General features: G+C 68.0%; 13 protein-coding genes. 6 read left to right on the forward strand and 7 right to left on the reverse strand.

The window, feature by feature from the left end:
- Positions 1 to 42: 42 nt before the first annotated feature.
- Positions 43 to 303, reverse strand: coding sequence for a class I SAM-dependent methyltransferase (locus PZE19_RS04010; RefSeq protein WP_277859278.1), 261 nt, complete (start codon positions 301 to 303; stop codon positions 43 to 45).
- Positions 304 to 537, reverse strand: coding sequence for a hypothetical protein (locus tag PZE19_RS04015; protein WP_277859279.1), 234 nt, complete (start codon positions 535 to 537; stop codon positions 304 to 306).
- A 264-nt stretch (positions 538 to 801) separates the two neighbouring features.
- Between PZE19_RS04015 and PZE19_RS04020 the strand changes: the two genes are divergently transcribed.
- Entirely contained in the window at positions 802 to 1845 is a 1044-nt protein-coding gene (locus PZE19_RS04020; RefSeq protein WP_277859280.1) for a YsnF/AvaK domain-containing protein, read from the forward strand.
- A gap of 166 nt (positions 1846 to 2011) precedes the next feature.
- Here PZE19_RS04020 and PZE19_RS04025 read toward each other — a convergent pair whose 3' ends face one another.
- A complete protein-coding gene (locus PZE19_RS04025; RefSeq protein WP_277859281.1) occupies positions 2012 to 3484 on the reverse strand; it encodes a RecQ family ATP-dependent DNA helicase in 1473 nt (490 codons plus the stop codon).
- Positions 3485 to 3838: 354 nt separating this feature from the next.
- On the opposite strand from PZE19_RS04025, the gene PZE19_RS04030 reads away from it, so the two are divergent.
- The 4 genes from PZE19_RS04030 to lipP1 all read left to right on the forward strand — a co-directional run bounded on the left by PZE19_RS04030 (position 3839) and on the right by lipP1 (position 9467).
- Complete coding sequence (locus PZE19_RS04030) at positions 3839 to 5239, forward strand: TolC family protein (RefSeq protein WP_277859282.1); 1401 nt, start codon at positions 3839 to 3841, stop codon at positions 5237 to 5239.
- A 447-nt stretch (positions 5240 to 5686) separates the two neighbouring features.
- A complete protein-coding gene (locus PZE19_RS04035) occupies positions 5687 to 6526 on the forward strand; it encodes a CREC-EF hand family protein (protein ID WP_277859283.1) in 840 nt (279 codons plus the stop codon).
- A 297-nt stretch (positions 6527 to 6823) separates the two neighbouring features.
- A complete protein-coding gene (locus PZE19_RS04040) occupies positions 6824 to 8482 on the forward strand; it encodes an FAD-dependent oxidoreductase (protein ID WP_277859284.1) in 1659 nt (552 codons plus the stop codon).
- The gene (lipP1, locus tag PZE19_RS04045; RefSeq protein WP_277859285.1) at positions 8475 to 9467 is read left to right on the forward strand and encodes a LipP1 family hormone-sensitive lipase; all 993 of its coding nucleotides are present in this window, start codon (positions 8475 to 8477) and stop codon (positions 9465 to 9467) included. Before PZE19_RS04040 ends, lipP1 begins: the two co-directional genes overlap by 8 nt.
- Here lipP1 and PZE19_RS04050 read toward each other — a convergent pair.
- The 4 genes from PZE19_RS04050 to PZE19_RS04065 form a co-directional block, all read right to left on the reverse strand.
- Positions 9430 to 11823, reverse strand: coding sequence for a hypothetical protein (locus tag PZE19_RS04050; protein ID WP_277859286.1), 2394 nt, complete (start codon positions 11821 to 11823; stop codon positions 9430 to 9432). The two genes, lipP1 and PZE19_RS04050, sit on opposite strands and share 38 nt — an antisense overlap.
- A 175-nt stretch (positions 11824 to 11998) precedes the next feature.
- Positions 11999 to 13393 (reverse strand): MFS transporter, encoded by a 1395-nt coding sequence (locus tag PZE19_RS04055; protein ID WP_277859287.1) that lies wholly within the window; start codon positions 13391 to 13393, stop codon positions 11999 to 12001.
- Positions 13394 to 13526: 133 nt separating this feature from the next.
- A complete protein-coding gene (locus tag PZE19_RS04060; protein ID WP_277859288.1) occupies positions 13527 to 14690 on the reverse strand; it encodes a glycosyltransferase in 1164 nt (387 codons plus the stop codon).
- Positions 14687 to 15685 (reverse strand): DUF1573 domain-containing protein, encoded by a 999-nt coding sequence (locus PZE19_RS04065; RefSeq protein WP_277859289.1) that lies wholly within the window; start codon positions 15683 to 15685, stop codon positions 14687 to 14689. Before PZE19_RS04065 ends, PZE19_RS04060 begins: the two co-directional genes overlap by 4 nt.
- Before the next feature lie 537 nt (positions 15686 to 16222).
- Here PZE19_RS04065 and PZE19_RS04070 point away from each other — a divergent pair.
- Positions 16223 to 16705: an STAS domain-containing protein gene (locus PZE19_RS04070; protein WP_277859290.1), complete on the forward strand. Its 483-nt coding sequence runs from the start codon at positions 16223 to 16225 to the stop codon at positions 16703 to 16705.
- Positions 16706 to 16707: the final 2 nt, after the last annotated feature.

Here is a 16707-nt window from a genome sequence, read left to right on the forward strand (position 1 = left end):
CGTCGCATGCTTAATTTAATCATGCTTATATACGGCGATGCGTCATACCGGCCGGGCGACCCTGGCCATGCCGCGTACGGCCGCGACCGGATCGGGGAGGCCGTCCAGGCTCTGGGCGCACCGGACCAGGTCGGCCAGGCCGTCGGCGAGCGGCGAATGGTCCACGTCCATGCGGATGAATTGCAATCGGTCCGAGAGCGACGCGGACCGGCCCGCGGCCCTCGCGACGTCGAGGAACGCGGCGGAGAGGTCGACGCCGAGAACCGGCCCACGGGCGCCGAACCCCTCGGCGAGCCATCGCATTTAGGATCCGTCCCCGCACGCCATGTCCACCACGCGCGAGCCCGGCTCGATCGCGAGGCCGACGACGGCACCCCTCAACCCGGGTTCGAAGGCGTTGTGGTAATCGGCCATCATGCTCGCATAGTCCGGCGAGCTGGGCGGCTTGGTCCAGGGCTGGTCCTGATCGTCATCGCTCGACTCGGGCTTCGACGGGGCCTTTTCGCATTCCGTGGCCGGAAATTGCCGTCGATTCATGACATCTCCACGCCCGCATCCCTTAATTGATGGTCGATTAGGGTTTGGCAAGAACCGTGCCGAATGCGGTTATTCGGGAGTTCGATGCCGAGGTCGGACTTGTCGGCTTTTCTGGTCGCGTGCGTCGTCCCGCGGCATTCGTTTTGCGTTCGTCTCAGGATGTGCGGCGCGACGGTGACTTGGCTCGGAGGAATCGCCCTCGCGAGCGACCCGTCGCGAAGACGCCCTCACTTCGGTTTCACATCTGCCAAGGGAGAACCAATCATGGCGACCCGTAAAGACCCGGAAAAGACCGTCGACGTCCCGCCGACCGGCAGCCGAAATCCCGACCCGATCACCGATGCTCCGGGCTCCCACCCCGTCGAGACTGGTGTGGGCGCGGCACTCGGCGGCATCGCAACGGGCGCGGCGATCGGCTCGGTCGCCGGACCCGTCGGCACGGCGGTCGGCGCGGCCCTGGGCGCGATCGCCGGCGGATACGCCGGCAAGGGCGTGGGCGAGTTGATCGATCCCACGACCGAGGACAACTGGCTGCGCGAATCCTTCCCGTCGCGATCCTACGCATCGAAGGGGGAGACCTACGACACGTACAAGCCCGCTTACGACTATGCCGGCGAGCACGAGACGCGGTATGCCGGCAAGCCCTATCATGAAGTCGAAAGCGACCTTCAGCAGGGCTGGGACAAGACCAAGCATGCCGCCGACCTGACCTGGGACAAGGCCAAGCACGCCGTCAAGGACGTCTTCGACTATCGCACGGCCCATCGCTACGCCGGCGAGGCCTACGACCAGCACGGCGGCAAGCCCTTCGCCGAGGTCGAGAACGACCTGAAGGCGGGCTGGAACAACACAAAGCACGCCGCCGCCACGACCTGGGACAAGGCTCGCGATTCGATCCGCGACGCCTACGACAAGACCATCCAACTCCGCGCGGAGCGACTGAAGGTCGACAAGCGCCCCGTCGACGCCGGCGAGGTGTCGGTCCGGAAAGAAGTCGTGACGGAGAACAAGACGATCACCGTGCCCGTCGAGCGGGAAGAGGTCGTCATCGAGCGTCGGGCCGGCTCGGGCCAGGTCACCAAGGGCGGCATCTCATCTTCCGGCACCGAGGAGATCCACATCCCCGTCCGCCGCGAAGAGATCGAGGTCGGCAAGGAATCGGTCGTGACTGACGAGATCTCGGTCGGCAAGAGGAAGGTGCAAGGCACTCAGCAGGCCTCCGGCACCGTCCGCAAGGAACAGCTCAAGGTCGATAAGCAGGGCGAGGTCGAGATCGACGACCAGACCCGCAACTCGGGCCGTCGTTGAGTCGCGCGTCGATCTCGAGCTTTTGAGAAACAACCCCGCCCGATCCCTTCGCCCATGGCGAGGGGTGACCGGCGGGGTTTCTCGTTTCTCGCACCTGCGCCGTCCCGCCAAGCTTGAGAAGTTCGTCGCGCGGGTCCTTCGATGACGCCCGCGCGACGACACGGTTTCAGGCCGCTCCGCAGTTGTCGCAGCGGCCGCAAGTCTCGGTATGTTCCTCGTCGCCGAAGTAGTCGAGCAAGGCGGACCACCGGCATGACCGCATGGCGGCGTAGTCGATGATGCGTTGAAGGTTCATGCGATCGCGCTCGTCCTTCGCCTCGTAGCTCCGCACCATGCGCATCAGGTCGTCGCGGGTGAGATCGTCGCGGATCAGGTGCATCCGGCCCGCGAGGTCTTCCTTGACGACGCCCTGGCTCCGGAAGAAGTTCAACGACGTCTTGAGCTTGGTGCGGGGCAGGGGGGAGATCGGGATCAGTTCTTCGAAGGTCGGCGGCTCGCCGGCGAAGCGTTTCAGGGCGTGGTGGGCGTTGACGAGGTCCTCGCCGGAAGGATACCGGCCGGCCTGGAAGAAGTTGTGCAGCTTCCAGTCCTCGTCGTGGTGCAGGAGGATGCAGCGTGCGGGCGCGCCGTCGCGACCGGCCCGGCCGAACTCCTGATAGAACGACTCGATCGTGCCCGGGGGATGCGCGTGGACGACGAACCGGACGTCGGGCTTGTCGATCCCCATCCCGAACGCGTTGGTCGCGACCATGATCGGGATCTCGCCGCCCATGAACCGGTCCTGATTCTCGTCGCGCTCGGCCTTTCTCATCCGGCCGTGGTACGAGGCGACGGAAAGGCCCTTCTCGGCCAGCCGACCAGCGATCTCGCCGACCCCCTTCACCGTGGCCGAGTAGACGATGCCGCATGTCGCTTCGTCACGCTCGAGGAACGCGGCCAGCCGCTCGATCTTATCGTCGGCCCCGCCGGTGGAGAACGCGGAGAGGAGCAGGTTCGGCCGGTAGAAGCCGGTGTGCACGATCTCGGCGTCGGGGATGTGCAGTTGTCGGAGTACGTCCTCGACGACGTCCGCGGTCGCGGTGGCCGTCATCGCCAGGACCGTGGGCCGGCCGAGGTCCTCGATCACCGATCCCAGCGCGAGATATTCGGGCCGGAAATCGTGCCCCCACTGGCTGACGCAATGGGCCTCGTCGACCACGAAAAGATCGATTCGAGCCCCCCTCAACAAGGCGCGGAAGTCGGCGGAGGCGAGTTGCTCCGGAGTGGTGTAGATGAAGCCGCTGAAGCCGTCCTGGATGCGTCGCTCGGCTTCGGCGCGCTCGGCCGCCGAGAGCGCGCTGCTCACGGCGATCGCCTCGAAGCCCCTGGACTTCAGGCTCTCGGTCTGGTCCTTCATGAGAGCGATGAGCGGGCTGACGACGATCGTGGCGCCGGGCAACGCTAGGGCGGGGAGCTGGAAGCACAAGCTCTTCCCCGAGCCGGTGGGCATGACCACCAGCGTGTCCCTCCCATCCAGCGCGGCGCGGACGGCCCGCTCCTGGCCGGGGCGGAACGCCCGGAAGCCGAACAGCGAACGCAACCTCCGGGCGAGTTCGCCGCGACCTGCGGCCGGGACCGCCACTTCAATACCCTGGGCCATGACGCCTCCCGTCGCCCGGCCGGCGGCGGTGCAGCCGAGGGGCCGAGCGGATCATCCTGAGTTGAACTTCTCCAAAGACCTCGCACGCCGAGCGGGAACGCAAAGGATGTACCGACGCTGATCAAATGCACCCTCGAAGCGACGCTCCGACGCCGATGCCCTCGCGAGAGGTCCGGCGACCCGCACAACCCTCGCGCGAGACACCTCGACTGTCATGAGCCGCGAGTGATCCTGCGGGCAGAACTGCGGGTCGCCGACACTCTAGAGATGCATCGATGGCCGAAGGTCGCCGATGCGCCGGGCGCCGTCAGGACGACGAGCCGCTCGAACGGCCGTGGGAAGGAGTCCCTCATAATGCGTGGTTCGCGGATGGCAGTCGCGCTCGCCCTTTGCTGGTGGCAGGCCGCGGCCGGCTCCGTCCGCGGCGAGGACCTGCACGAGGCCTGGGCGATCGCATTGGGGGGCAACCAGGGCTTGCAAGCTCGCCAGGAGCAGACGGCGGCGGCGGGTTTCTCCGCGGCCGCCGCGCGGTCGGATCGCCTGCCGAGCGTGCGCAGCCTCTCGTTCAACGCGTTCCTCACGGCCACTCCGACCTACCGCCCGTTCCAATCGTCCGGCGGCCAGGGTGGCTCGGGAAGCTCCAGCCTCGCCGGGCTTCCCACGTCGTTCCCCATCCTCGGCAACGGCCAGCGCAACTTGCCGTTCTCGCTGACCTACGCCAATATCCCGCTCTACACGGGCGGTCGGCTGAAAAACGCGGTCGCCGCCGCCGACGCCCGCACGCGCGTGGAACGCGCCCAGGAATACGCCACGGCGCTCGACCTCAAAATGGGGGTGGCGCGCACCTACATCGGCGTCCTGCGAGCCAGGCGCTCGTTGGAAGTCGCCGAGAGCAATGTCGATCGGCTCCAGGCTTTCGCCCGCGACGTCCGCAACCGTCGCCGCGAGGGGATGGCGGTCCGCAGCGACGTCCTGGCGGCCGAGGTCTCGCTCGCCAACGCGCAGCTCGGCCGGATCCAGGGGCGGACGAGCCTCGACGCCGCGTGGTCGGCCTACAACCGGCTACTTTGCCGTCCGCTCTCGTTCACCACCGACCTCGTTGAGCTGGGGAACCTACCCCAAGACGTCAACCGCGACGAGCTGGCGGCTTATGCCGAGGACGTGGTTTCGCATCCGCCGATCGTCGACGAGTCCGAGGTCGCCGACCTCACGGCCCGGGCCTTCGAGATGCGGCCCGAGCTGGCGGGGCTGACCGACCTGGCTCGCGGATTTCGCGCCCAGGCCGCGGCGGCGCGGGGGGCTACCAAGCCCCAGGTGGGCTTCGCGATGGCCTTCCTCTACCTGGGGAACAACAGCCAGGCCCCCCAGGGGATCGGGGCGGCGACTTTCTATTTCGACTGGCTCATGACCGACTCCGGCGGCACCCGACGGCGGACCGAGGCGCTCCGTCGCCAGGAGGTCGCCGCGCTCAAGCGTAAGGCTGACGAGGCGGCGGATGTCGCGCTCGAGGTCCGTACCCGGTGGCTGGACCGCAATCAGGCTCGGCTGCGTATCCCGGTCTCTCGCCTGGCCATCGCCCAGGCCGAGGAGAACCTCAACGTTTTGATCGAAAGATACCGGCAGGAAGAAAGCACCTACACGGAGGTCCTCGACGCCGAGAACCGCCGCGTCGCCTCGCTCAACAATTATTACAACGCGGTCTACGACGAGACGCAGGCGGATTTCGCCCTGCGACGCGCCGTCGGCACCCTGTAAAGAGCCGGTCGGACCCCTTCCGTAAGTCTCTATCTTCTCCCTCCACCCACCTCCTCTTCGAGACTTACCCAGCTTCACGGAGCTTTACGCTCGACCACTGAGTCGATCGGTGAGGCGGTGCGACTCGCTTCCCGAGATCCGGGAACGTGACTTCGCGATTGTTCAATTCGACTCGGATCGATGGACTCCGTCGGTTTCCGACGTCCTTGCCATGCGTTCGCTTTCGCGCGGCGGAATGCAGGAATAGCCCGAGAAAACGCAGGTTTTTCGAGAAGTCTCGGAATCGCGCGGCGGATTCAGACCGCGTTGGTACCCCGATTGCAAAGTCATGTCTCTCGTAGCAAGGTCACGACGTCGGATCTCGGCTCGCGACTCGATGCGACGGCGATTCACTCCGTTCTGGAAGGGTTCCGGAACACGATGACGAGACAAGCTAGGAGATACGCTATGCGCAAAGGGACTTTGACCATCCTCTCGATGATGCTCGCCGCCTCGCTCGGCGTCGTCCGCGCCGACGACAAGGACGCGCCCGGCCCGATCGATAACATCGGCGACCTCCGCGACACCGCGAAGATGGCCTTCAAGATGGCCGACGTGAACAACGACGGCCTGATCTCGCAGAAGGAAGCAGTCGACGCCGGCAACCTGTTGGTCGGCGGCTTCTTCTTCCGCGCCGACGCCAACGGCGACGGCAAGGTTTCGAAGGATGAGAGCGACCAGGCTCGCGAGAACCTGTTCAACCAGCGGCCGATCCTGCGGTTCATCCTCCAGCGGGCGGAGCAGGAGACGTCGGCCAACGGCACCAAGCCGCAGCTCGACCAGGCTCAGCAGAACGTGCTGGCCGCCATCGACGCGAATCACGACGGGGCGCTTGAGGCTTCCGAGCTGCGTCAGGCCGTCCAGACCGGGGTCCAGAGCCTGTTCCTCGCCGCCGACCGAAGCGGCGACGGCCAGCTCGACCCGAGCGAGCTGAACGGCGCGGTCGTCGAGGTCGGTCGTGCGGGCCTTCAGGCCGCCTTCCAGACCGCCGACGCCGACAAGAACGGCGCGGTGAGCCGCGACGAGTTCGACAAGGCCATCATCAACCCGGCTAACGTCGCCTTCCGCGTGATGGACGCCAACAACGACGGCCAGCTCTCGCGTGAAGAGCTGCAGTCGGGCGCCCGGATCATCATCGGCGAACTCCGGAACCTCCAGGTCGCCGAGCCGGCCAACTCGATCACGAATCAGGCCAAGCGAGCCGTCGAGACCACCCCGGCGCCGGCCTCCGCCGTCCAGCCCCGCTGAACAGCGGAATTTGATCACAGCCAGCCGATTCAAGGCCCATAGGCCTTGATCACGGGCCGGGCGTCGGGCGACGTGCAAAACGTCGCCCGGCCCCGGCCCTTCGTCGTGGCGTGCCCGGAAAAATCTCATGAACCGACGAGGTTTGCTTACGATTCCAGAGTTCGCCGAGCCGTGCGGTTCGGGATGGAATTGGGGCGGGCCAGGGTATAGCATTCCCCAACGGCTTCCGAGGAAAAACGCTCGCCCGTCACGCTGTAGGTGGCGAGGAGCGATGTGGACGGCCGTGGAGGAATCACGATGAAGGTGGTCATCGTCGGCGGAGTCGCCGGGGGGGCTTCGACGGCGGCGAGGGCGAGGCGGCTCTCCGAATCGGCCGAGATCATCATGTTCGAGCGCGGGCCCGACGTCTCGTTCGCGAACTGCGGCCTGCCCTATTACATCGGCGGCGAGATCCAGGAGCGCGAGAAGCTGCTCGTCACGAAGCCGAGCCTGCTCAACAAACGCTATCGGATCGACGTCCGGACCAGGACCGAGATCGTCGCCATCGATCGCCGAGCCAAACAGGTCAGGGCGCGAAACCTAGGGGATGGCGTCGAGTACCTCGAGTCTTACGACTTTCTCGTCCTGGCCCCGGGAGCGGCCCCCTGGAAGCCACCCATCGAGGGGGTCGACCTGCCCGGCGTCTTCACCCTGCGCAACCTTGAGGACGTCGATCGGATCAAGGATTTCGTCGACCGAGGCGTCGAGCACGCCGTGATCGTGGGTGCGGGCTTCATCGGCGTCGAGCTGGCCGAGAATTTCCTCAGGCGTAAGCTGCGAACGACGATCGTCGAGCTGCAGGATCAGGTGATCCCCGTCGTCGACCGCGAGATGACGACGCCCATCGCCGAGGCTCTCCGATCTCGCGGGGCGACGCTGTTGCTGCGGGAATCCGTCGAGGCGATGCGCAAGTCGGCCGACGGCCTGACGCTAAATCTGAAGTCGGGCCGGACGCTCGATGCGGGGCTCGTCGTGCTGGGCGTGGGTGTCCGGCCCGAGAACCAACTGGCCGTCGCGGCGGGCTTGGAGATCGGTCCTCGCGGGGGGATCCGCGTCGACGACGGGATGCAGACGAGCGACCCGTCGATCTACGCCGTCGGCGACGCCGTGGAGACCCGCGATTTCCTGACCGGCGGGCGGACTCAGGTCCCCCTGGCCGGTCCGGCGAACCGCCAGGGGAGGATCGCGGCCGACAACATCTTCGGGCGTGAGAGCCGATACCGGGGCACGCAGTCCACCGCGATCGTCGGCTTCTTCGACCATACTCTGGCGACGACCGGGCTGACGGAGAAGGTCCTCGTTCGCGATCGGACGCCCTTCTTCAAGGTGTACGTCCACGCGAACCATCACGCCGGCTACTATCCGGGCGCGAAGCCCCTGTCGATCAAGCTCCTCGCCGACCCGCTCACCGGAAAGGTCCTCGGGGCCCAAGCGGTGGGCTCGGAGGGGGTCGCCAATCGGATCAACGTCCTGGCGGCGGCCATCCAGGCCGAGATGACCATCCGGGACCTGGCCGAGGTCGAGCTGGCCTACGCGCCGCAATTCGGCTCGGCGAAGGACCCCGTGAACATGGCCGGCTTCGTGGCCTCGAACGCGGCGGACGGGCTCTGCCCCCAGGTCCACGTCGACCAGTGGGAAGGGGAGCTGGGGAAGCGGGCCGCGCTGATCGACGTGCGCACGCCGCAGGAATTCGCGGCCGGGGCGATCCCGGGAGCGGTGAACGTGCCGATCGACGAGCTGCGCGAACGCCTGGACGAGATCCCGCGCGACCGCCCCGTCGTCGCGTATTGTCAAGTCGGCATGCGTGGGTACATGGCCGTTTTGATCCTGCGTGACGCCGGCCTCGACGCGTACAATCTGGGAGGCGGCTACAAGACCTACAGGCTCCATCATCCCGCATCGGATGAACATGCTTGAAAATCCCCCCTCCGGGCCCGTCGACCCCCAGGCTCGGGATTTCCTGGACCGTCTGGCGGCCGCGGGCCTGCCGACGATCGACCAGCAGAGCGTCGCGCAGGCCCGCACGCAGATGGACGTGTCGACGCGTTTCCTCGGCCGTCCCCCGCGCGTCTCACGGGTAGAGGACCGTCGAATCTCGGGCCCGGGCGGAGACATCCCGCTCCGCGTCGTCATCCCGGCGGGCGTGGGCGACGGGCCGTCGCCGGTCGTGGTCTACTTCCACGGCGGCGGCTGGGTCGTCGGCGACCTCGCCTCTCACGAGGGGCTGTGCCGGGCCCTGGCGAACGCCTCGGGGGCCGTCGTCGTCTCGGTGGGCTATCGTCTGGCCCCCGAGCATCCCTTTCCGGCCGCTGTGGAGGACGCTTACGCCGCATTTGCCTGGTTCGCCGCCCAGGCCGCGGAAGTCGGCGGCGACCCCACGCGGGTCGCGGTCTGCGGCGACAGCGCGGGGGGAAACCTCGCGGCCGCGGCGGCTCTCATGGCGCGCGACCGTGGCGGTCCCGCTCCGGCGTTCCAGGCGCTGGCCTACCCCGTGCTCGATTGCGACTACGAGACGGAATCGTATCGCCGCTTCGCGGTGGGCCATTTCCTGACGCGTTCGGAGATGATGTGGTACTGGGACCAGTACGTCCCCGCCTTGAAGGACCGCCTGAACCCCTACGCCTCGCCGCTTCGCGCGGCCGACTTTTCCAACCTGCCGCCGGCGCTCGTGATCACGGCGGGGTACGACGTGCTGCGCGACGAGGGCGAGCGTTACGCCGCGAGGCTGGACGCCGCCGGCACGCCCGTCAGGCTCTCGCGCTACCCGGGGATGATCCACGGATTCCTGCGCCGTTATCCGTTCTTCGCCGAGGGCCGGAGGGCGGTCGACGAGGTGGCGGGGGCCCTGCGAGGGGCGTTCGGGCTCACGGGGCCGAGCCGAGGCGTTGACGCAGCCGGATGAATTTCTCCTTGACCCGGCCCCCGCCCAGCTCGGGGTGGAGGATCGCGGTCCCCTCGATGAGCTGGAGCGTATCCTGCTTGCGGCCGAGCCGGTAGTACGCCAGGGCCAGGCCGTATCGGGCGTCGAACCAGGCGTGCGAGCCGGACTTCAGCTTCTTGATCCGGAGCCGTTCGACGTCGATTGCAAGCTCGTTGGCCTCGAGCCGGAAGTAGGCGTCGGCCAGGTCCTTGAGAAACCGGTCGTCGGCCTTCCCGGTCGACGGCGACCAGTTCTGGAGCGTCGCCTGCGCGGTCCGGGCGTCGCCCTGGAAGAGCAGGGCGCGGGCCATCCGGAAGGTCAGCTCGTTTCGCAGCTCGTCCGGCAACGAGGCGTCCTGGAGCAGGGGGCCGATCAGCAGGCGGGCGACGAGGCCGAGCCGCCGTTGCAGCAGGTCGGTGTCGGCGGCGGCCGCCGCCAGGTCGATCTGGCGGACTGCGTCGAGGAACGCGGCGCGACCCTCGGGTTCGGCCCAGGTCGGGTGCTGCTGGGCCTCGCGCTCGGCCTCGACGTAGCGGCCGAGGGCGGCGAAGGCGACCATCCGGGCCAGCCTCGCCTGGTAGCGCTGAGCCGGCGTGACGTTCATGCCCAGGCACTCCTCCGCCGCGTCGCGCGTGAGGGCCGGCTTGCCGACGATCGGGACGAGGTTCAATCGGGCCTGGCAGAGGAGCAGGTCGGCCCGGTCCGATTCCGACCGTCCGCGCGCGAGTTGCAGGCTCTCGTCGAGGAAGGCCTTCGCCTGGACGTACTCGCCTTCGAGCCCATCTCGCTCCTCGGCCGCGACCCGATCTTCGAGGGCGTGCCGGAAGGCCTCGGCTGCCGCGGTGCGAGCCTGCCCCCAGCGTGGGGACTCGATTGGGACGGCTTTCCAGAGGGCCAGGGCCTGCTCGCGGCGGCCTCGCGACTGTTCCAGCCCCCCCAGCATCCATCGCGCTTCGACGGCCGTCGGGTCGTCGGGGAATTCCTGGAGATGACGCTGGAGGGCCTTCTCGTAGAGGTCCATCGACCCGCCCGCGGCCGACGCGCGGCCCCGCGCCAGGGACTGGAGCAGGCTCGCCCGGGGCCTCGATGCGCCGGCGTCGCGATCGGCGACGACCTTTTCGAGAAGGCTGGCGGCTTCGGCGTACTTGCCGGCCTGGAAGAGGAACCCGCCCGCTCGCAGTCGCGATGCGGCGGACTCCACGTGTCGTCCGTCGCGCTCGGCTCGCGCGGCGGCCTTCTCGCTCATCGCCGCGGCGGACGCGGCGTCGCCCAGGACCTCGTAACCCTCGGCGACGGCGTCCCAGAACGCGGGGGCGGCGTCCGGCTCGAAGACGGCCCCCTGTCGCGCCAGCTCGGCGAGCGCGACCCGCGTCTCGGGGGCCCTGGCGGCTCGCAGCGACTGAACCTGCTTGAGCGCGTCGGCCTCCAGCTCGCGACGACGACCGCTCCCGGCCGGGCCGGGCTCGGCGGCCTTCCATTCGGCCAGATCGATGCGAACCCGGTGCAGGGCCTTCAAGGGATCGGGAATCCGCATCGCGTCGATCGTCTTCCGGGCCTCGGCGAACCCCTTTCGGGCGACGAGGATGGGGATGAGGACGTCGAGGATCTCGGAGTCGGGCGGCGGTGACGCGGCCTTCGCGGCGACCGCGATCTGGCCGGCGGCCTCGTCGAGCTGGCCCTCCTCGCGCAGCAGCTCGGCCTTGAGCAGGGCGTGGAAGCCCGCCAGGCTCGGCTCGCTCGGCGGCTGTTTCAGGAGCTCGAGGGCCTCCTGCCGCCGCAGCGGGGTCGTCGGCGAACCGGCGTCCTCCAGATCGGCCCGGTCGGTCAGCGCCCAGGCCAGCCGGAACCGGACGTTGTCCGTCAGCGCGCCGGGCTCGCCGCCGACGATCAGACGCAGGCGAGCGATCGCGTCGTCGAGCGCGCTGGCTTCCTCGGACGACGATCGGACCTGGGCCGGGAAGAGGTCGCGCTGGTCGTGCCAGGCGCGAGCCTCGGCCCAGCGGTAGACCGCCGCCTGGAGGCTGGCGTCGCGGCGGCGGGCCTGCTCGGGATTCTTGCGGCCGAAGTCGTCGAGCAGGTCGACCGCGGCGTTCCAGCGCGCGAGCTTCGAATCCAGCTTCGACTCGGCCCGTGCGGCCCGATCCAGGGTCCCCGCCGTCTCGAGGGCCAGGTCCTCGCGGACGTCGAGATCGATCGTCGGGTCGTCCAGCCGCTGCTTCATGGCGGCCAGGTGGTTCGCCGTCTCGTCATCCGTCTCCGGAGTTTGCGCGCGGGCCGAAACGCTCGCGCCGAGGAGGACGAAGAGGAGCCCGCAGAGGATGGGGAGGCGACGCCGCACGATGATTCGACTCCTCTCGGGCCGGCGGGATCCGCCGCGTTAAGCGGCCGGTAATCCCAGCTTATCGCAAAGCCGCCGCATCGGCGACGCCGCAAAACGCGACGGCGGGGGCCGTCGCGATGACGGCCCCCGCCGTGGTTGGGCTGCGGTCGAACGGTCTAACGGTCGCGGCCGATCAATGGGCGGCGACGCTGGGCTCCGAGTGCGACTCGGCGTCCTCGCGGATCTCGCCGATCTGCTGCTCCTTGAACAGCAGGGCGAAGAGGCCCATGCAGATCAAGGTCAGGGCGAACGGGCAGAGCCAGATGGCCCGCCAGTCGCGCCGGACGACGTCGTTCACCGTGGTCGAGAAGTAGTCCAGCACGTAGCCGGCCACCGCGCTGCCGACCACCGTGCCGAGCCCGTAGATCACGAAGATCAGGAGCGATTGGGCCGACGCCTTGATATCCCGGCTCGCGGCGCGGTCGACGAACATCTGGGCGACGATGAAGAAGAAGCCGAACGCGAAGCCGTGGAGCATCAGCGTCCCGACCATCAGCCAGACCGGGTACCCGATCGCCGAGAGGCCGAAGCGGATCGCCCAGGCCGCCATGCCGATCAGCATCGTCGTCTTGAAGCCGAGCCTGGCGACCGACCAGGGGATGAAGAGGACCACCACGGCCTCGGCGAATTGCGAGATCGTCATGAACGCCCCGGTCTGAGTCGGGTTGATGCCGACCGCTTCCAGGAAGTAATTCTCGCAGGCGAAATAGAAGGCCAGCATGATCCCCACGAGCGAAGCGACGACCACCAGGACGGCGAACGAGCGGAACCGCATCAGCTCCAGGCATTCGAGGACGGCCGATTTCTTGTCGATCGGGTCGGTATCCAGGGCCGGGGTCGGCGGCGTGTGCGGCAGCGTGAGGCAGTAGGCGGCGTAGAGGATCGAGAAGAACCCCGAGACGCGGAGGCAATCCTTGAAGCTCGGCTCGCCGACGCCCGGTAGCGCGAAGAGCGCTTGCATGAGGGGGACGATCGAGGCCCGCCAGAACGAAAGGAAACTCTCGAAGAGCCCGTGCAGGTTCAGCAGGTCGAAGATCGACTGGTAGAAGGCGAGGTTGTTGTAGTCGAGATAGGCGGCGAAGAAGAGGCCGGCGGCGATCCAGCCGATCGTCCCCCAGACGCGGATCGACGGGAAATACGACTGGTTGGCCTCGCCCAGGCTGCGGAACGAGAGCGAGTTGGAGAGGGCCATCGTGGGCATGTACAGGTTGCAGTACGCCAGCAGCAGCAAAAAGATCGGCCAGAACGTCGTTGCGTAGGCCGCGGCGATCAGCAGCAGCCCGCCGAAGAAGTGCGCGAAGGCCATGACCCGCTCGGTCGCGAAGTAGCGGTCCGCGAGCTGCCCCATGATCAGCGGGCCGATGATCGAGCCGAACCCGTAGACGGTGAAGATCCAGCCGATTTCGCCGCCGGTGAGCTTCAGGTCGTTGTTCCCCAGGCGCTGGGCGAGCATGGGGAGCCAGATGCCCCAGACGAAATACTGCAGGAACATCATGATCGACAGGCGCACGCGCAGGCCAAAGCTCATCGAGGTCCTCCTTCGGTCGTGGACGTTCTCACCGGCTGCAGGCTGTCGGCAGGGATCTCGGAAACGACTCTAGCGGCGCGAGCCTTGCGACGCCACCGGGTTCCCTCGCGGAGGGACGGGGGCGACGCACGCCTCAGGCCGTCGAGCGCAGCGTCGCGATCACGCGCGAGGCGACCGCGGCGCAGGTGTTCGCGGCGGCGTGCTCGAACCGCAGCCCGGCTCGGCCGTCGTCCGATCCCGACTCGACGATCCGGCCGACGGCTTCGACGAATGCCTCGCTCGTCTCGGCCACGTCGAAGAGGCGCCCGTGGAGCCGGCACTCGGGGACGGCCGTCGATACCATGGGGCGCGTCGCTCCCATGCCGTCCATGATCTTCGTGGGCGAACAGGCCCGGTTGAAGGGGTGGTCGACGAGGTAGGGGATGAGGTTCACGTCGAACGTCTGGTAATAGGCGGGAAGCTCGTCCTGACGTCGCCAGCCGAGCACATGAACATTGGGACGTTCGAGCACGCGACGGCAGGCCTGCCGCCAGGGCTCGTCGCCCGGACCCGGCGGGCGGCCCGCGACGACGATCGAGCCCTTTGAAAACTCCCGCGAGATCGCCTCCATCAGCGGCCAGTCGAGCCGATCCTCCAGCGAGCCGACGTATCCCAGAAGCGGCCTGGGCAGCTTCGCGACGTCATCCGGAGGCGGCCCCGGCCGGTCGCGAGGCTCGGGCGCGAGGAAACCCGCCGGAGTGCCGTGGGGGATGTGGTGGATCCGAGCCGCGGCGCTCGGGACTGCGCTTCGGAAGGCCTCGGCCTGCGCGAGTGCGACGCAGACCGTCGAGGCGGAGCGCTCGATCAATTCATGTTCGAGGCGTCGAAGCTCGTCGGCTCGATCGGGCCAGTAGAGCGTGTAGTCGTCGAGGTTGTAATAGAGCGTGGCGTCTGGCCGGGTGATGTCGGCCAGGTGCCGATAATGGGGATAGGTGGCGATGAGGCCTCGCCGGGCGAGGCGTCCCCGGCGTGCCCAGAATCGGCGTGCGGTGCGGGCGATCGGCCACATGCCGACCTTCGGGAACCGCTTCATCCAACCAGGCGGCAAGAGAAGGTCCTGGGTCCACAGACGCTCGCCGGCTCGACGCACGCGGCACGAGGCCGACCAGGGGCGGATCCCCTTCCGCCAGCCGTTGCGGTAGTCCATGCAGCGCAGGGCGAGCAGCGAGACGTCGGGCTCGCTCAGATCTCGGAACAGGTTTTCGGTCGTGAACCAGTTGGCGTCGGCGAGGACGAGCGCGAGCGGATCCGAGGTCATGGACCGACCGTGGCGAACGTCTTCAGCACGGCCTCGGGCTCGTCCGGGATGTCCGTCTTGACGGTCATGAGCGAGTGGAAGGCCCCCGCCTGCTCGGGCGCCTTGAGCGTGAGCTTGACCTGGTGGACGGGCTGCGACCCCTTGGCCTGGTCTTCGGTCTGGAGGTCGTCCTTGGTGGTCGTCAGGTTGGTGATGCTGAACGGCTTGTCGGAACGCACGAGGACCGTCTTGGTCACGCTCTGGCCGGGCTTGATCTGGCCGAAGTTGATGATCGACGGGGTCAGCGCCACCGCGCCCTGGACGTTGGCCACGACGGAGATCGGGATCTTCTGGCCGTCGTTGGTCTCGACGGTGACCTCGTCCTTGAAGTAGCCGTTGGGGACGCTGGGGCTGAGGGTCGCCGACAGCGCGAAGACGATCTGGCCGTCCGCGGACCGGCCGGTCTCGCGACACTCGGCCTTGATCTTGTCGGACTGGGTGCCCATCGACGTGACCGCCCAGTCGGCGCGGCCGCCGGCGTAGGTCAGCGTCAGGGCGGCGGAGGCGGCCTTGTCGGAGCGGCGGACGATCCCGAAGTCGAGCTGGCCGGGGGTCGTCACGATGTCGCCGCGGATGAAGCACGAGGTGTTCAGGTCGACCTGGACGTACGACGGCGTTTCGAAGATCAGGGTGAGGCCCGACGGCTTGTGGCCGAGGAATCGCGTCGTGTCGACGGTGACCTCGACGGTCGTCTGCGTGCCCGGGGGGATCACCTTCGCGCCCACCTTGACGTCGGTGCAGCCGCACTTCGTCCGCCATTCCAGGATGCGGATCTCCTGATCGCCCCGATTGACGACCGGGAAGGCGTGCCGGAGCTGCGAGCCCCGCGCGACGACGCCGAAGTCGTAGGCCCGCTCGGGCAGGGCCGCGTTGAGCCAGTCGTAATTCTGGCCCAGGGCCGCCGGGCAGGCCGTCGCGACCAGGACCAGGAACGCGTTGAGTCTCATCGAACGCATCTGAGCGGCTCCGAGTAGGTTGCGACGCCGGCGCGTCGACCCGGGGCGGGGTCGACTTCGATTGCGGCCCGGGCGTTCGACTCCGATCCGAAGGCCCGTCCCCGATCGCCTCCCGGCGGACGCCCTCATTGTACCCCGGCGGCCGGCGCAACGTGAGGCGGAGTCGACGAGGTCCGAGTACGAACGCAAGCCTCGACGATGCATCCCGACGGGCGCGCCTACGAGGGGAGATCGGCCGCGGCGACGACCACCGGGAGGCCATTTCAGACCGCCGATCCACGCATGTTCCGACTGCGCCGATCTTTCGGATCCTTCGAACCGAAGGGACTGGGACTCATCCCTGGTGGCCCGGTTCACGCGATGCTACGATGACCTCGAAGTCGACCCTCCGCGATTTCCTGGCGAACCTCATGGGAGTCGCTCGCATCCGATCGTGCGGATCGGTCTCGAAACACTTCGTCGCGATCATGAGCGTCGCCCGGTCCCCGCGTGGACCGGCCATCCTCGTCCTCGCGTGGCCCAGGCGACCGATTGATCATGAAACCTTCCGTGCAGATCCACGACGCCGACGGGCACATTCTCGCCGAATTCTGGGACTGCCTCCGGCTCGACCCGGCGCCCACCCTGGACCTGCGGAATCGCTACGACGAGCACATCCGGGCCAAGGGCAAGCCCAGCGTGATCATCGACCTGGGCGGCGTCGGGTTCGCGGGATCGTCCGCGCTCGGGAATTTCGTGGCACTGCAACGGACCGCCAGGCAGAATGGTGGCCGCGTGGTGTTCTGCCACGTCGATCCCACCGTCGCCGAGGTCTTCCGCGCCAGCAAGCTCGACAGGCTCTTCGAGTTCACGCCCGATCGCGAGGCCGCGATCGCCGCGGTGGCCCGGAGCGAGTCCGGGGGCGCCGCGAAGCCTGCGGATGCCTCGGAGGCGGAGCCCAAGCCCATGCGTACCCTCGGCCCCGCCTCGGATCGCCTGAGTCGCCTCCGCCGCAACCGATCCGCCTCGGAACCCGAGTGATC

The sequence above is a fragment of the Paludisphaera mucosa genome (assembly GCF_029589435.1).
In the GTDB taxonomy this organism is placed as follows: Bacteria; Planctomycetota; Planctomycetia; order Isosphaerales; family Isosphaeraceae; genus Paludisphaera; species Paludisphaera mucosa.

Coding starts and splice junctions, on each gene's coding strand:
- PZE19_RS04010 (WP_277859278.1), bottom strand. CDS start 303: ATGCGATGGCTCGCCGAGGGGTTCGGCGCCCGTGGGCCGGTTCTCGGC.
- PZE19_RS04015 (WP_277859279.1), bottom strand. CDS start 537: ATGAATCGACGGCAATTTCCGGCCACGGAATGCGAAAAGGCCCCGTCG.
- PZE19_RS04020 (WP_277859280.1), top strand. CDS start 802: ATGGCGACCCGTAAAGACCCGGAAAAGACCGTCGACGTCCCGCCGACC.
- PZE19_RS04025 (WP_277859281.1), bottom strand. CDS start 3,484: ATGGCCCAGGGTATTGAAGTGGCGGTCCCGGCCGCAGGTCGCGGCGAA.
- PZE19_RS04030 (WP_277859282.1), top strand. CDS start 3,839: ATGCGTGGTTCGCGGATGGCAGTCGCGCTCGCCCTTTGCTGGTGGCAG.
- PZE19_RS04035 (WP_277859283.1), top strand. CDS start 5,687: ATGCGCAAAGGGACTTTGACCATCCTCTCGATGATGCTCGCCGCCTCG.
- PZE19_RS04040 (WP_277859284.1), top strand. CDS start 6,824: ATGAAGGTGGTCATCGTCGGCGGAGTCGCCGGGGGGGCTTCGACGGCG.
- lipP1 (WP_277859285.1), top strand. CDS start 8,475: ATGCTTGAAAATCCCCCCTCCGGGCCCGTCGACCCCCAGGCTCGGGAT.
- PZE19_RS04055 (WP_277859287.1), bottom strand. CDS start 13,393: ATGAGCTTTGGCCTGCGCGTGCGCCTGTCGATCATGATGTTCCTGCAG.
- PZE19_RS04060 (WP_277859288.1), bottom strand. CDS start 14,690: ATGACCTCGGATCCGCTCGCGCTCGTCCTCGCCGACGCCAACTGGTTC.
- PZE19_RS04065 (WP_277859289.1), bottom strand. CDS start 15,685: ATGCGTTCGATGAGACTCAACGCGTTCCTGGTCCTGGTCGCGACGGCC.
- PZE19_RS04070 (WP_277859290.1), top strand. CDS start 16,223: ATGAAACCTTCCGTGCAGATCCACGACGCCGACGGGCACATTCTCGCC.